Genomic DNA, 13925 nt, shown 5'->3' with positions numbered 1-13925 from the left:
GGTCACCAGAGCGGCGGGTAGCGGAGCTGCCAGCGCACCTTCCGTTCGAGCTGGGCGGCCAGGGACAGCAGCGTGCGCTCCCCTCCCGGCCTCCCGATCAGCTGCACGCCCATCGGCAGGCCGTCGTCGGTCTGGGCGATCGGAAGCACGATGGCCGGGAGGCCGGACACGTTGAGCATCGACGTGAACGGCGTGTACTGCACTTGCTGCTCGAAGTTGCGTTCTCCGTCCTCCTGGTCGTACCAGCCGACCGGGCGCGGGGTCATCGCCATCGCGGGGGTGAGCACGGCGTCGAAGCTCGACAGTTGCCGGATGAGGGAGCGCTCGTATGCCGTGAGCGCCGACAGGGCCTCGCTCAGCTCCCTGGCGCTGAGCGCCCTGCCCCGGCGCAGCAGCCAGGCGGTGAGCGGTTCGAGCAGGTTCTCCGCGTCGCCCTCCGCCGGGATGCGCGCAGCACCCGCCTGCCAGATCGTGCGGAATGCGGGCGCGTACGTCGGGTCGGAGACCAGCGCCGTCTCCTCCATGCCGTGCCCCATGTCGCTGAACGCCTGCACGGCCGCGTCCAGCGCCGCCAGCGCCTCCGGGGCGATCACGATGTCGTACGCGTCGTCCCAGGCGGAGGTCGTCATCACGCCGAGCTGGAAGCGGCCCTCTCCGCGGACGGCGGTGCCGAGGAAGGGGCCGTCGTCGTCGTACGGGGCGCGGAGTGTGTAGTGGTGGTCGATGCGGCCGTCGCGGCGCGCGATCATCCCGTCGAGCAGGAGGGCGGCGTCCGCGGTCGTGCGCGCGAGCGGTCCGTCCACCACGAGGCCCGCGAGCGAGTCGATGCCGCTGCCTGCCGGCACGAGGCCCCGGCTCGGCTTCAGCCCGACCAGCCCGCACGCGGCAGCCGGGATGCGCACGGAGCCTCCGCCGTCCGAGCCGGGCGCGAACGGGAGCATCCCGCTGGCCACGGCCACCGCCGCTCCCCCGCTCGACCCGCCGGAGCCGAGGGACGGGTCCCACGGGTTGCGGGCGGGAGGCGCCGCGAGCGACTCGGTGTATGCGGGGAGCCCGAACTCCGGGGCGTTGGTCTTTCCGAGGCTGACGGCGCCCGCCGCATCCAGGGTCTCGACGATCTCGTCGGAGGCGTCCGGCACGAACTCCGCCATCAGGCGGGAGCCGAAGCCGGTGCGGACGCCCGCGCGCATCCACAGGTCTTTGTCTCCGGAGGGGAGGCCCCAGAGCGGGGCGGTCTTCGGCACCGCGTCGGCGACGTGATCTGCGCGCTGCAGGGCGAGGTCGCGGGTGACGGTGACGAACGCGCCGAGCTGCGGGTTGAGCCTCTCGATGCGGTCGAGGTAGTGGGCGGCGAGTTCTCGGGGGGAGACCCGGCCGGTCTGCAGTTCCTGCCAGAGGGCGAGGGCGGTGAGCTCGTGGAGTTCGGCCATGCTCCGAGGCTATCCCCGATCCGCACGAAGAAATCTCTTGACAATGCAGGCCGAGCCTGGTTGGTTAGTTACATCAGTAACTAACCCATGAGGGTGCAGAGCCGGAGGTACCGATGATCGAAGAGGGAAAGCCGATCTTCGTACAGATCGCCGAACAGATCGAGAACGACATCATCGACGGCGTATACCCCCCGGAGACCCAGGTGCCGTCAACCAACGAGTTCGCGGCCTTCTACCGCATCAATCCCGCAACAGCAGGCAAAGGCGTCAACATCCTGGTGGACGACGGGATTCTCTACAAGAAGAGAGGAATCGGCATGTTCGTTGCCGAAGGCGCCCGCGAGCGCCTCATCGCCAAGCGGCGCGACGCGTTCCGCGACGAATACCTCCGCCCCCTGCTCGCCGAGGCGGCGAAGCTCGGGATCGGACCCCAGCAACTCACCGAGATGATCACCACGGAAGGAATCAGCGCATGAGTGCCACAGCGACACCCACCTCGATCGCGCCGGCCGTGCACGTCGACGGCCTCACCAAGCGGTTCGGATCGTTCACCGCCATCGACGACGTCAGCTTCACCGTCAAGCCCAACAAGATCTACGGGCTCCTCGGCCGCAACGGCGCGGGCAAGACCACCATCATGCAGCTGCTCACCGGCCAGGTCTTCGCCTCGGCGGGCGAGGTCAGGGTGTTCGGGGAGAGCCCGGTCGAGAACGCCCGGGTGCTGCAGAACCTCTGCTTCATCAAGGAGAGCCAGCGGTATCCGGACGACTTCCAGCCGAAGCACGTCTTCCGCAGCGCCCCCTGGTTCTTCGAGAACTGGGATGCGGAGCTCGCCGAACAGCTGATCGCCGACTTCCGCCTGCCGGTGAACCGCCGCATCAAGAAGCTGTCCCGTGGTCAGCTCTCCGCCGTCGGCGTGATCGTCGGGCTCGCATCCCGTGCCCCGCTCACGTTCTTCGACGAGCCGTACCTCGGACTGGATGCGGTGGCCAGGCAGATCTTCTACGACCGCCTCCTCGAGGACTACGCGGAGCATCCCCGCACGATCATCCTGTCGACTCACCTCATCGACGAGGTCGCCAACCTGCTCGAGCACGTCATCGTGATCGACCAGGGGCGCATCCTGATCGATCAGGATGCGGAGGAGATGCGCGGATCGGCCACCACCGTGGTAGGCCAGCGCAGCGTCGTCGACCAGTTCGTCGCCGGGCGCGACGTGATCCACCGCGACGGCATCGGCGGGCTCGCGTCCGTCACCGTCGCCGACCTCTCGCCGGCCGACCGCGCCCAGGCGGCCACCGCAGGGCTGGAACTCAGCCCCGTCTCCCTCCAGCAACTCATCGTCCGCAAGACCAACGTCCGAGCGACAGAATTCGAGCAGAGCGCATGACCGCCGTCACACCGGAGTCGGTGAACCTCCGCACAACGCCCGCGTCCGCCCACCGCATCTGGAGGGTGGTGAGGCTCAACCTGGTCAACAAGTGGTCGACCATCTGGGTGCCCATGATGATCATGGCGTTCATCTGGCTGATCAACTATCTGATCTGGTGGATCATCTGGCTGGCCACCGCCCCGGCGGACCGGGCGCACGCGTTCGAGGGGACGCAGTGGAGCGGCGGGGCGTCGTACATCTTCGTCTACATGCTGGTGATCGGCATCCAGGTGATCTCGATGACCTTCCCGTTCGCGCTCGGATACAGCGTCACGCGGCGCGACTTCTACCTGGGAGCAGCCCTCACGTTCCTCCTGCTCGCCGCCGGATACTCGATCGGCTTCACCGTGCTGTCCGCGATCGAGGAGGCGACAGGGGGCTGGGGCCTCGGAGGCCACCTGTACACGTCGATCTACTTCGGCGACGGCGGGTTCTTCTCGCGCCTGTTCATCGTGTTCGCGCTGATGTCGTTCTTCTTCTTCACCGGCTCGATCAGCGGAACCCTCTACATGCGCTGGCGGATGAACGGCGTGCTCGTGGCCGGAGCGATCCTCGCCCTGATCATCGTGGGTGCGATCGCGCTGATCACCTTCACGTCGAGCTGGCCGGCGGTCGGCGACTGGTTCGCCACGATGGGCCCGACCGGTGTCGCGGTGTGGCTGCTCCTGCCGACGGCGGTGGCGGCGGTCGCCGGCTACTTCGTGATCAGCAGGGCGACGCCGAAGAGCTGAGCCGGGCATCCATTCGCGGCCCCAGTCGCATCGCGGCCCCTGTCAGGGTTGCTCGCCGAGTTCCTGGAACACGGTGAGCTGCAGCCCGGCGGGGGCCGCGAGCCGTGCGTTCAGGGAGTTCCACGGGGTGCGGGTGGGCGGCGCGATCAGGTCGGCGCCCGCATCCACCAGATCGGAGGTGACGGCCTCGCTGTCCTCCACCTCGAACGCCAGCCGGATGCGCGGGGCGACGGGCCTGCCCACCTCCACCTGGTCGATCATGGCCTTCTGCGCCGGGTTCGCGATCTCCAAGGTCGCTCGCCCGGCGTCCAGGATCGACACCAGCGCTCCCCCGTCGCCCGCGTACGACTCCTGCTCCTCGAGCCCGAGCGCATCCCGGAAGAACGCCAGCGCCTCGTCGTAGTCCTCCGCCTCGACGACGATCCTCAACTGCCTCACCCTCGCGCGCTTCTCGCCCTGGCCCATCGTGTCGTCCTCCCGCTAGCGTGTGTACTGCCCGGCGCCCCGCCGGCTGACGGGAGCGACCAGCTGTGCTCGGTTACCTCTACCTCGGCATCGCCATCGCGACCGAGGTCATAGCCACCACTTTCCTGAAGTTCACCTCGGGAGACAACCCCCGGTGGTGGGCGTACGTCATCGTGGTGGTCGGCTACGTGGCGTCGTTCTTCGCCCTCTCCCTGTCGCTCGGCCGCGGCGTGCCGCTCGGCATCGCCTATGCGATCTGGTCGGCGATCGGCGTTGTCGCAATCGTGCTCATCTCGTGGATCTTCTTCAAAGAGAACCTCACGTGGGTGCAGCTCGCGGGCATCGTGCTCGTGATCGGCGGGGTGGGCCTGCTGGAGCTGGGCGGGGCTAGAACTTCCGCGTGAACGGCAGCGGTTTCCGCATCCGGATCAGCAGTAGCAACGGCACGAGCACGTACGGCCCGTTGTAGAGCAGGAAGATGAATGGCTGCGGGGTGCGCTGCGCCGCGTCGCCGAAGAACTCGACGCCGAAGATCGGGATGCCCGTGAGGCTGATGATCATGGTCGCGTAGATCACCGCGTACAGCTGGATCCAGTTGTATCCCTTGGACAGGCAGATGACGAGCAGCACGTAGAACGGCAGGTAGATGAACGCCGAGGTGCCGGTGATGAAGCGCAGCCAGATCGGCGGGTTCTGGTAGAGCGGGTCGTACTGCGAGGAGTACGTGTAGTTCCACTGCGCGAACAGGTTCGTGGTGGTCGAGGTCTGCGGGATGCCGAGCGTCGGGATGGCGTCGCTGATGATGCAGGTCACGATGAACAGCGAGAACATCACGATGAAGAAGATGTCGACGGGGCGTTTGCGCAGCGGCAGGTTCGCGGGCGTCGCGGGAGCGGCGGAGGCGACGCGGCCGTTGTCCGGAGTCACGGTGGTCACCTTCGACACCTTAGTCACGGGAGCGGCCGCCCGTGCGCTGGGCGGCCGCCCGCGTGTCACGTCGTGCCGAGGTTGGCGATGACCTGCTTCGCGAGGGCCACAAGCTGCTCGTGCGAGATGTCCTTCCCGTCCGGCACCGCGTGCACCTGCAGCCAGCCGGAGTCCACCACGATGTTGAGGTAGCCGTTCGGCGCCCAGTATGCGGCCTGGCCGACGCCCGGCTGCTCGACGGCGTCGCTGCCGCGCAGGTGTTCCAGATACGTGGCCCCTCCCGGAAGCACGCCGACGGAGACGCTGGCCGTGCCGTCGTCTTCCACCCAGACGCACCAGTACGCGCCGACCTGGTGGCCGACATCGAGTTTCGAGTTCGAGTACTCGCCGTCGTCCGACTTCACCTCGCGGGACGGGCCGAAGCCGATGGTCTGCGTGAGCTGGGCTGTCGTGGCGAGGCCGTCGCAGGTGGTCGCCCCTCTGAGCGCGGGCGCAGCGGGCTGCCAGACCGGAGCAGGGGCATCGAGAGCCGACACCACTCCGTAGCTCTGCGCGAGCAGTGCGGCGACCGCCGAGGTGGCCGCATCCGGCGACGCATCGCTGCCGAACACCGTGCCGACGATCCCATAGCCGGGCAGCAAGGCGTGGAAGCCGCACTGGGTCACCGGGGTGCCGAAGCAGTACGTGTACGCGTCCGGTCCGACGGGCGACGGCGTGTCCTGCGACGCGACCGCCTCTCCCGTCCGGTACGCCTCGAATCCGGCCCTGGATGCGCCGGGGACGACGGCGATCCACACGGCGGGTGCCGTCGGGCTGGCCGGGTCGGTGGTCGACCATTGGCAGGTGAGCACCCCCATCCGCTCGTCCGCGTACCCGGTCGGGGTCGCGGTGCGCTCGGGTGTCGACGTCACGAGGTGCGCGCCGCCCGCCTGGTCGACGAGTGCCTGCGTCGCGAGGGCGTCGCAGGTGGTCGCCACGCGGACCGTCGGTGCCGCTGCCTGCGTCGCGGTGGGCGTGGGCGTCGGTTTCGCGGTGGTGGCGACCGGTGCGGCCGGCGCTCCCTGCGCGCATCCCGAGAGTGTGAGGACCACCGCGACGGCGACGGCCCCGAGAACGGATACGGCTGAACGCTTCATATATTCCCCCCAGAGTATGTGCGCATTTCAGCGCCCGCCGTCAGCGTACTGCGACCGGCCGCATCCTGGTCGTCGCGATGCCGAACCGTTACTTGAGGGAGCGCTGCATCAGCACGGTGCCGAGCCAGCGGTCGAACTTGTAGCCGACCCTGCCCATCCGGCCGATCTCGGTGAAGCCGAAGTTCTCGTGCATCTTGATCGACGCCTCCGCGCCCTTGTCGGCGATCACGGCGATCATCTCTTTGAGCCCCGCCGCCTTGGAGCGGTCGATGAGTTCCTGCATCAGCACGGGGCCGAGGCCCTTGCCGGTGGATGCCGCGCCCAGGTAGATCGAGTTCTCCACCGTGAACCGGTATGCGCGCTTCTGCTTCCACGGCGAGACGAGCGCGTAGCCGAGGATCTGGCCGCTCGGCGAGACGGCGACGATGAACGGCATGTTCAGTTTGTGCAGGTAGGCGTACTTGCTCTTCCACTCGCGCAGCGTCATCGCGTCCTCGTCGAAGGTGACCGTGCTGTTGGCGACGTAGTGGTTGTAGATCTCGCGGACCCACGGCAGGTCGGCGGGGACCGCATCCCGGATCGTGTAGTCGAACGGCGCCTCGGCCGGTTCCGACTTCCTCAGGTGACGCGGCAGCTCCCTGCGCGGCTGGTATTCCTCTTCAAGCACGGCACAAGCCTACGCGCGCGGCGGTTTCGGGGAGGTTACGAGTCGGGCAGGCCCACGACTCACGGTTCGAGCGACCAGTCGACCGGGTCGACGCCGCGCAGCCGCAACGCCTCGTTCGCGCGGGAGAACGGCCGGGACCCGAAGAACCCGCGCGACGCGGACAGCGGGCTGGGATGCGGTGACTCGATCGACGGGTTGCCGCCGAGCATCGGTTTCAGCGTCGCAGCATCCCTACCCCACAGGATGGAGACGAACGGCGTCCCCCGCTCGACCAGGCAGCGGATCGCGTGCTCGGTCACCGGCTCCCAGCCCTTGCCCCGGTGCGAGGCCGGCTCGCCGGGGCGCACGGTGAGCACGCGGTTCAGGAGCATGACGCCGTGCCGCGACCACGCGCTCAGGTCGCCGTGCGGCGGAGGGGTGACACCGAGGTCGTCGCGCAGTTCGCGGTAGATGTTCTGCAAGCTGCGCGGAACAGGGCGCACGTGCCGCTCGACCGCGAAGGACAGGCCGATCGGATGCCCGGGCGTCGGGTACGGGTCCTGGCCGACGATGAGCACGCGCACATCGGCCAGCGGGGCACGGAAGGCGCGCAGCACGTTCTCGCCCGCCGGGAGGTACGGACGGCCTGCTGCGACCTCCGCGCGGAGGAAGTCGCCCATCCCCGCGATGCGGTCGGCGACGGGAGCGAGCGCGGACGCCCAGCCGGGATCCATCGACCCGTCGGCGGCCAGGTCGTCGAGAGACTTCGGGACCACGATTCAGGATGCCCTGCTCAGGCTCCGGCGGTGACCGGAGGGAGCGCAGACCAGGGGAACGTGATCCAGCGGTCGGTGCGGCGCCAGACGAAGTCGGGGTCGAGCACCGTGCGCGGCTTCGAGTACAGGCAGACCGTGCGCACGTCCGCACCGGATGCGGCGATCAGGTCGACGACCATCGCCAGCGTCCTGCCCGAGTCGGACACGTCGTCGACGAGGAGGACGCGCTTGGACTGGAGGGCGCTCTGGTCGAGCATCGGCGGCAGCACCACCGGCTCGGGCAGGCGCTCGTCGACGCCGGTGTAGAACTCGACGTTGAGGGCGCCGCACGACTTGATGCCGAGCGCGTACGACATCGCTCCGGCCAGCAGCAGACCGCCGCGCGCGATGGCGACCACCAGATCCGGTTCGAAGCCGGATTCGACGACCTCGCCTGCCAGGTGCCTGGCGGCCTCACCGAACTCGAGCCAGCCCAGGACCTCTCGCTCGGTCTCCTGGAGAACGGCTGATCCTGAGTCGTCGAGTTCGCCTGCCATCCTCCTACCGTACCGGCCAGCACACCTCCCCGCGAGACACGGATACCGGTCGCGGTCGCGCTGCTGTTAGCATCCAGAAATGGTGTCAGGGAGGACAGGGTCCAGGGTCGCGCTCGGCGTGACCGCCGGACTGATCGGGTGGCTCGCCTTCGTCGAGGTCACGAGCGGGATTCTGCAGGGATACTACGTTCCGCTGATCTCCGACATCGTGCAGCATCTGGGCATCCACGACGCCGACTACAACTGGTTCGAGGCCGCTCAGCTGCTGCTGTCCGCCCTGGTGGTTCCCGTGCTCGCCAAGCTCGGCGACATGTTCGGGCACAAGCGCATCCTGCTGGTCGCCACCGTGCTCACCGCCCTGGCGACGTGGGCGCTGGCGTTCTCCAGCAACTTCACGACGTTCCTCATCGCCTTCGCCCTGCAAGGCTTCTACGTGGTGTGGCTGCCGCTCGAGGTCGCGCTGATCTTCGACCGTGGCCGCCGCACCGGCACCGCAGCGTCGCAGACGCGCAAGGCGGCCGGGCTCCTGGTGGTCGCGCTGGAGGGCGGGGCGATCGTCGGCGCCGTCGGCGCCGGCCTGCTGTTCGAGGCGCTGGGCAAGAACGTGACCCTCACGCTGATCGTGCCCGCCGTGGCCGTCACGCTCGTCTTCTTCGCCATCCTGTTCGGCGTGCCGGAGTCCGAGCCGGTGCCGGGCAGACGACTGGATGCGGTGGGCTTCACCATCCTGACGCTCGGCCTCCTGCTGATCACCTCAGGCCTCACGTTCCTGCGCATCAACGGCGTCGGCACCTGGTGGGTCTGGGTGCTGATCGCGGTCGGCGTGCTCACGTTCATCCCGTTCGGCCGCTGGGAGCTGAAGCAGGACGACCCGGCGATCGACCTGCGGGTGCTGCGCCGCCCGAACATGTGGCCCGTGCAGCTCACGGCCGGTCTCATCGGCATCAGCCTGCTGGGCGCGCAGGCCCCGCTCAGCACCTTCGCGGGCACAAACCCGGTGAACGGCTACGGGCTCGGCCTGTCCGCCGGTCAGCGCAGCATCCTGATCGGCGCATACCTGATCTCGATGATCGTCGGCGCCGTGCTGTTCCCCGTGGTGTCGTCGTGGCTGAGTCCCCGGGTGACCCTGATCGTCGCCGCGTTCCTGGTGGGAATCGGCTATTTGCTGTTCCTGCCGTTCCACGCCGAGACGTGGCAGGTGTTCACCAACATGGCGATCGCGGGCATCGGCTCCGGGGCGCTGGTCGGCGCGCTCCCCGCGGCGGCCGCCGCGGCTGCTCCGCGCGGCCAGACCGGGATCGCCACGGCCCTCACCAACACGACCAAGACCATCGGCGGCTCGTTCGCCTCCGCCGTCTTCGGCGTCGTCCTGCTGACCGGGGCCGCGACCGTCACGGCGACGGCCGCGAGCCTGTTCGGGTACATGCTCGTGTGGACCATCTGCGGGCTCGGCGCCATCGTCGCCGCCGTGCTGCTCTTCTTCGTCCCGAAGCTCGCCTTCGCCGACGCAGACGCGGGCGCGGAGCCCGAGCCGGACGTCGTCGCGGCGGAGTCGCCGGTGATCTGACCACGCCGCAAACGCGAGATGCCAGCAACTGTCGCGAATCGCCCGGGATTCGGCACAGTTACTGGCATCTCGTCGATGCGGTGCGGCGGCGGCTAGGCGCGCGCTGCCTCCACGACGGAGCGGGCGGCCGTCAGGCCGGCCTGCAGGTCGGTCTTCAGGTCGTCGATGTTCTCGAGTCCGACCGAGAGGCGCACCAGGCCGGGCGTGACGCCGGCGGTGAGCTGCTGCTCGGGAGTCAGCTGCGAGTGCGTGGTCGACGCCGGGTGGATGACCAGGCTGCGCACGTCGCCGATGTTGGCGAGGTGGCTGAACAGGCTGAGGTTGTCGACGAGCGCGCGGCCCGCATCCACCCCGCCCTTGAGCTCGAACGAGAGCACGGCTCCGACGCCCTTGGGGGCGTACTTGTTGGCCGCCGCGTACCAGGGGCTGGTGGGCAGCCCCGAGTAGTTGACGCTCGCCACATCCGGGTGGTTCTCGAGGAACTCGGCGATCTCCTGCGCGTTCTGCACGTGGCGCTCGACGCGCAGCGACAGGGTCTCGATGCCCTGGATGAGCTGCCACGCGCTGGCCGGGGCGATGGCCGCTCCGAGGTCGCGGAGCAGCTGGACGCGGGCCTTGATGATGTATGCGAGGCCGTCGCCGACCGCAGCCGTGTACACCGCGCCGTGGTACGACGGGTCCGGCTGGGTGAGGCCGGGGAACTTTTCCGCGTTCTCGGTCCAGGCGAACTTTCCTCCGTCGACGATCACGCCGCCGATGACCGTCCCGTGTCCGCCGAGGAACTTGGTGGCGGAGTGCACGACGATGTCCGCGCCGTGCTCGAACGGGCGGATGAGGTACGGGGTCGCGATGGTGTTGTCCACGATCAGCGGGACGCCGGACTCGTGGGCGACGTCCGCGACCAGCGCGATGTCGAGGATGTTGATCTTCGGGTTGCCGATGGTCTCCGCGAAGAACAGCTTGGTGTTCGGGCGGACGGCGCGGCGCCACTCGTCGGCGTCGTCCTGGTTCTCCACGAACGTGGTCTCGATGCCGAGCTTGGCGAGGGTGTACTTGAAGAGGTTGTACGTCCCGCCGTAGATCGAGCTGGACGACACGATGTGGTCGCCGGCCTGCGCGATGTTCAGCACGGCGAAGGTCTCCGCGGCCTGGCCGGAGGCGACGAGGAGGGCGCCGGTGCCCCCTTCGAGCGCGGCGACGCGCTCCTCGACGACGGCCTGCGTCGGGTTCTGGATGCGCGTGTAGATGTTGCCGAACTCGGCGAGCGCGAACAGGTTCTTGGCGTGCTCTGCGTTGTTGAACACGTACGAGGTGGTCTGGTAGATCGGCGTGGCGCGAGCGTTCGTCACCGGGTCGGGTGCTGCACCGGTGTGGATCTGCTTGGTCTCGAACTGCCAGTCGGCGGCGTCGGTCATGGCTCACTCCTTCGGGTGGGATGCGTGTCGAGCGGTCTGCCACCGCCTCAACAGCAGGCTAGACGCGCGGGCAGGTGCGGGCAATGCGCGCGCAACATGCCGTAATCCGTGAAGAATAGGCGCATGAGCGTGAGACGGGTCGTTGTGACGGGTGCCAGTTCCGGGATCGGGGAGGCGGCCGTCCGGCTGTTCCGGTCGCACGGGTGGGATGTGGTCGGGGTGGCCCGCAGGGCCGACCGGCTCTCCGCACTGGCCGAAGAGACCGGCGCCGACGTCTTCGCCGCCGACCTCACCAGGCAGGAGGACGTGGATGCGCTGCGCTCCCACCTCGAGGCGACCGGCCCCATCCACGCGCTCGTCAACAACGCGGGAGGCGCGCGCGGCCTCGACTCCGTCGAGAAGTCGGACGTGGACGACTGGGTGTGGATGTACGAGATCAACGTCATCGCGACCAAGCGCGTCATCACCGCGCTGCTCCCCCTGCTGAGGGAGGGCGCGCGGCAGACCGGCCACGCCGACATCCTGAACCTCACCTCGATCGCCGGGCACACGGCGTACGTGGGAGGCGGAGGGTACAACGCGGCGAAGTTCGCCGAGCACGCCCTCACCGAGGTGCTGCGGCTGGAGCTGAACGGCGAGCCCATCCGGGTGATCGAGGTCGCGCCGGGCATGGTGGCGACCGAGGAGTTCTCTCTGGTCAGGTTCGGCGGAGACAAGCAGAAACGGGATGCGGTCTACGAGGACGTGCCGGAGCCGCTGTCGGCCGACGACGTGGCGGCGACCATCGTGGATGCGCTGGAACGGCCACGGCATGTCGACCTCGACCTGATCGTGATCAAACCGGTCGCACAGGCCGCGCCGTACCGGTTCCACAAGGGCGAGCTGCGGGTCGACGGCGACTGAGATGGCGGGCGACGAGAGCAGGAGGACCGTCTGGGAGGACCGGACGGCGTGGCCGCTGCTCGTCGCCAGCGTGCTGTTCCTCGTCGCGTACTCGTGGTCGATCCTGCAGCCGTCGCGCCCGGCGTGGCTGGGCGCGCTGCTCAACGGCGTGCTGTTCGTCGTGTGGGTTGCCTTCCTCGTCGACTACGTCGTGCGGCTGGTGCTGAGCCGGCAGAAGTGGCTGTTCGTCAGGAAGAACCCGATCGACCTGGCCTCCGTGCTGTTCCCCGTGGCGAGGCCGTTCCGGCTGCTGCGCGAGCTGCACCGCATCCCGTTGCTGCGCGGCCGGTCGCCGTCGCATGTGCGCAGGCGGGTGCTGATCGTGGCCGCGACGACGGTGGTGATGTTCGTCTACGTCATCGCGCTGGCGGTCTACCAGGCGGAGCGGTATGCGCCGCACGCCACGATCGTGAGCTTCGGCGACGCGGTGTGGTGGGCGTGCGTCACGATGGCGACGGTCGGCTACGGCGACTTCGTGCCGGTGACCGTCGCCGGGCGCATCCTGGCCGTCGTGCTGATGATCGGCGGCATCGCCATCGTCGGCACGGCGAGCGCGACGATCGTGTCGTACATCAACGAGCAGTCGCAGCGCCTGCGCCCGCCGAAGGACCACGAGCAGCACGACGAGCACGAGCCGGAGCACCAGCCGGACGAGCCCGCGTAACACGCACGCCCTCCCTCCCGCACTGAGCCAGTATGGAGACATGGAGTGGCAGACATCCGCCGATACGGCCCCGTCGAGTTTCATCACGGACGCCCAAGCGAGGTCGCTCCTCGGCAAGCCTCCGGCGAGTGGCGCCTGGAAGGAGTCGGACCCCGAGGGCTCCCGCTCGTTCGCCGGCATCGGCGAGTTCGCCTTCGAGAGCGGGCAGCGCATCCCGTATGTGCGCGTCGCGTACGAGTCCTGGGGCACGCTGTCCGCTGAACGCGACAACGCCGTGCTGGTGCTGCACGCCCTCACCGGCGACAGCCACGCGGTCGGCAGCGCCGGCCCTGGACACCCGACCGCCGGGTGGTGGCAGGGCATCATCGGGCCGGGCAAGGCGATCGACACCGACCGGTTCTTCGTGGTCGTGCCGAACATGCTCGGCGGCTGCCAGGGGACGACCGGACCCGCCTCCATCGCCCCGGACGGCACGGAGTGGGGGCCGCGCTTCCCGTTCACGAGCATCCGGGACCAGGTGAACGCGCAGGCCGCTTTCGCCGACGCGATCGGCATCGACCGCTGGGCGGCCGTGGTCGGCGGTTCGATGGGCGGGATGCAGGCGCTCGAGTGGGCGGTCAGCTACCCGGAGCGCGTCGAACGGCTCGCCGTGATCGCCGCTCCCCCGTTCTCCACGGCCGACCAGATCGCGCTCAACTCCGTGCAGATCGAGGCGGTGCGCACCGACCCGCTGTTCCGCGGCGGCCTCTACTACGACGCCGGAGACGGCAACGGACCGCACCAGGGTCTCGCGCTCGCCCGCCGGATGGCGCTGATCAGCTACCGCAGCTCGTCCGAGCTGAACGGACGGTTCGAGCGCGCATGGCAGAGCGAGATCAGCCCGCTCGGCGACAACGGACGCTTCGCCGTGGAGTCGTACCTCGACTTCCACGGGAACAAGTTCACCAGGCGCTTCGACGCGAACAGCTACATCACCCTGGTGCAGGCGATGAACTCGCACGACATCGGCCGCGACAGGGGCGGGCTCGCCGCCGCGCTGGCACGCGTCACCGCGCGCACCCTGGCGGTCGGCATCGACAGCGACAGGCTGTTCCCGGTCGAAGGGCAGCAGCAGATCGCCGCGCACCTCCCCGCCACCATCGACGGAACGGAGCCGGTCGTAATAGAGTCGGACTTCGGGCATGACGGATTCCTCATCGAGGACGATGCCGTGAGCGATCAGCTGCGCAGGCTGTTCGCCGCCTGAGCGGAACGGAGG

Annotated in this window: 16 protein-coding genes; 8 read left to right on the top strand and 8 right to left on the bottom strand. The window is 68.8% G+C overall.

Translation table 11 applies throughout. From position 1 onward, the window contains the following. Nucleotides 1–2: 2 nt before the first annotated feature. Nucleotides 3–1430 carry an amidase gene (locus tag HF024_RS05645; protein WP_168688928.1) on the bottom strand — a complete coding sequence of 476 codons (1428 nt, stop codon included), beginning with the start codon at nt 1428–1430 and terminating at the stop codon, nt 3–5. A 113-nt stretch (nt 1431–1543) separates the two neighbouring features. Between HF024_RS05645 and HF024_RS05640 the strand changes: the two genes are divergently transcribed. The 3 genes from HF024_RS05640 to HF024_RS05630 are packed head-to-tail and all read left to right on the top strand — an operon-like array spanning nt 1544 to nt 3593. After that, complete coding sequence (locus HF024_RS05640; protein ID WP_085369994.1) at nt 1544–1906, top strand: GntR family transcriptional regulator; 363 nt, start codon at nt 1544–1546, stop codon at nt 1904–1906. After that, nucleotides 1903–2820, top strand: coding sequence for an ABC transporter ATP-binding protein (locus tag HF024_RS05635; protein ID WP_168688927.1), 918 nt, complete (start codon nt 1903–1905; stop codon nt 2818–2820). Before HF024_RS05640 ends, HF024_RS05635 begins: the two co-directional genes overlap by 4 nt. Continuing rightward, nucleotides 2817–3593 (top strand): hypothetical protein, encoded by a 777-nt coding sequence (locus tag HF024_RS05630; protein WP_168688926.1) that lies wholly within the window; start codon nt 2817–2819, stop codon nt 3591–3593. The genes HF024_RS05635 and HF024_RS05630 overlap by 4 nt, the downstream gene beginning before the upstream one ends. Nucleotides 3594–3635: 42 nt before the next feature. Here the strand turns inward: HF024_RS05630 and HF024_RS05625 are convergent, their stop codons facing one another. Then, entirely contained in the window at nt 3636–4031 is a 396-nt protein-coding gene (locus HF024_RS05625; protein ID WP_247597320.1) for a VOC family protein, read from the bottom strand. Nucleotides 4032–4123: 92 nt separating this feature from the next. On the opposite strand from HF024_RS05625, the gene HF024_RS05620 reads away from it, so the two are divergent. Next, nucleotides 4124–4462 carry a multidrug efflux SMR transporter gene (locus HF024_RS05620; protein WP_168688924.1) on the top strand — a complete coding sequence of 113 codons (339 nt, stop codon included), beginning with the start codon at nt 4124–4126 and terminating at the stop codon, nt 4460–4462. Here the strand turns inward: HF024_RS05620 and HF024_RS05615 are convergent. The 5 genes from HF024_RS05615 to HF024_RS05595 form a co-directional block, all read right to left on the bottom strand. Continuing rightward, the gene (locus HF024_RS05615; protein ID WP_085369989.1) at nt 4446–4994 is read right to left on the bottom strand and encodes a DUF2781 domain-containing protein; all 549 of its coding nucleotides are present in this window, start codon (nt 4992–4994) and stop codon (nt 4446–4448) included. The two genes, HF024_RS05620 and HF024_RS05615, sit on opposite strands and share 17 nt — an antisense overlap. Nucleotides 4995–5050: 56 nt before the next feature. Next, on the bottom strand, nt 5051–6121 hold the full coding sequence (locus HF024_RS05610; RefSeq protein ID WP_168688923.1) for a hypothetical protein: 1071 nt from the start codon (nt 6119–6121) through the stop codon (nt 5051–5053). Between the two features lie 88 nt (nt 6122–6209). Beyond that, nucleotides 6210–6788, bottom strand: a complete 579-nt coding sequence (locus HF024_RS05605) for a GNAT family N-acetyltransferase (RefSeq protein WP_085369987.1) — start codon at nt 6786–6788, stop codon at nt 6210–6212. 59 nt (nt 6789–6847) lie between these two features. After that, a complete protein-coding gene (locus HF024_RS05600; RefSeq protein ID WP_168690787.1) occupies nt 6848–7501 on the bottom strand; it encodes a uracil-DNA glycosylase in 654 nt (217 codons plus the stop codon). 59 nt (nt 7502–7560) lie between these two features. Continuing rightward, nucleotides 7561–8079 carry a phosphoribosyltransferase gene (locus HF024_RS05595; protein ID WP_085369986.1) on the bottom strand — a complete coding sequence of 173 codons (519 nt, stop codon included), beginning with the start codon at nt 8077–8079 and terminating at the stop codon, nt 7561–7563. Nucleotides 8080–8158: 79 nt separating this feature from the next. On the opposite strand from HF024_RS05595, the gene HF024_RS05590 reads away from it, so the two are divergent. After that, entirely contained in the window at nt 8159–9646 is a 1488-nt protein-coding gene (locus HF024_RS05590) for an MFS transporter (RefSeq protein WP_168688922.1), read from the top strand. Nucleotides 9647–9738: 92 nt separating this feature from the next. Here HF024_RS05590 and HF024_RS05585 read toward each other — a convergent pair whose 3' ends face one another. Continuing rightward, nucleotides 9739–11061 (bottom strand): bifunctional o-acetylhomoserine/o-acetylserine sulfhydrylase, encoded by a 1323-nt coding sequence (locus HF024_RS05585; RefSeq protein ID WP_168688921.1) that lies wholly within the window; start codon nt 11059–11061, stop codon nt 9739–9741. A gap of 123 nt (nt 11062–11184) precedes the next feature. Here HF024_RS05585 and HF024_RS05580 point away from each other — a divergent pair, with 123 nt between their 5' ends. From HF024_RS05580 to HF024_RS05570, 3 genes are read left to right on the top strand one after another with little or no spacing between them, the layout of a single operon-like run. Further along, nucleotides 11185–11964 (top strand): SDR family oxidoreductase, encoded by a 780-nt coding sequence (locus tag HF024_RS05580; RefSeq protein WP_085369983.1) that lies wholly within the window; start codon nt 11185–11187, stop codon nt 11962–11964. 1 nt (nt 11965) lies between these two features. Then, the gene (locus tag HF024_RS05575; protein WP_168688920.1) at nt 11966–12667 is read left to right on the top strand and encodes a potassium channel family protein; all 702 of its coding nucleotides are present in this window, start codon (nt 11966–11968) and stop codon (nt 12665–12667) included. Between the two features lie 40 nt (nt 12668–12707). Next, nucleotides 12708–13913, top strand: a complete 1206-nt coding sequence (locus HF024_RS05570; RefSeq protein WP_168688919.1) for a homoserine O-acetyltransferase — start codon at nt 12708–12710, stop codon at nt 13911–13913. The last annotated feature ends 12 nt before the right edge of the window (nt 13914–13925 follow it).

It is taken from the genome of Leifsonia sp. PS1209, assembly GCF_012317045.1.
Classification (GTDB): domain Bacteria; phylum Actinomycetota; class Actinomycetes; order Actinomycetales; family Microbacteriaceae; genus Leifsonia.
The sequence above is the reverse complement of the archived record's forward strand: the minus strand, read 5'-3'. Positions and strand labels throughout refer to the sequence as shown.

What these genes read in the sequence shown, in the direction of transcription:
- HF024_RS05610 (WP_168688923.1), bottom strand. Translation starts at nt 6,121, where the DNA reads ATGAAGCGTTCAGCCGTATCCGTTCTCGGGGCCGTCGCCGTCGCGGTG.
- HF024_RS05585 (WP_168688921.1), bottom strand. Translation starts at nt 11,061, where the DNA reads ATGACCGACGCCGCCGACTGGCAGTTCGAGACCAAGCAGATCCACACC.
- HF024_RS05600 (WP_168690787.1), bottom strand. Translation starts at nt 7,501, where the DNA reads ATGGATCCCGGCTGGGCGTCCGCGCTCGCTCCCGTCGCCGACCGCATC.
- HF024_RS05575 (WP_168688920.1), top strand. Translation starts at nt 11,966, where the DNA reads ATGGCGGGCGACGAGAGCAGGAGGACCGTCTGGGAGGACCGGACGGCG.
- HF024_RS05630 (WP_168688926.1), top strand. Translation starts at nt 2,817, where the DNA reads ATGACCGCCGTCACACCGGAGTCGGTGAACCTCCGCACAACGCCCGCG.
- HF024_RS05570 (WP_168688919.1), top strand. Translation starts at nt 12,708, where the DNA reads ATGGAGTGGCAGACATCCGCCGATACGGCCCCGTCGAGTTTCATCACG.
- HF024_RS05595 (WP_085369986.1), bottom strand. Translation starts at nt 8,079, where the DNA reads ATGGCAGGCGAACTCGACGACTCAGGATCAGCCGTTCTCCAGGAGACC.
- HF024_RS05645 (WP_168688928.1), bottom strand. Translation starts at nt 1,430, where the DNA reads ATGGCCGAACTCCACGAGCTCACCGCCCTCGCCCTCTGGCAGGAACTG.
- HF024_RS05640 (WP_085369994.1), top strand. Translation starts at nt 1,544, where the DNA reads ATGATCGAAGAGGGAAAGCCGATCTTCGTACAGATCGCCGAACAGATC.
- HF024_RS05635 (WP_168688927.1), top strand. Translation starts at nt 1,903, where the DNA reads ATGAGTGCCACAGCGACACCCACCTCGATCGCGCCGGCCGTGCACGTC.
- HF024_RS05590 (WP_168688922.1), top strand. Translation starts at nt 8,159, where the DNA reads ATGGTGTCAGGGAGGACAGGGTCCAGGGTCGCGCTCGGCGTGACCGCC.
- HF024_RS05580 (WP_085369983.1), top strand. Translation starts at nt 11,185, where the DNA reads ATGAGCGTGAGACGGGTCGTTGTGACGGGTGCCAGTTCCGGGATCGGG.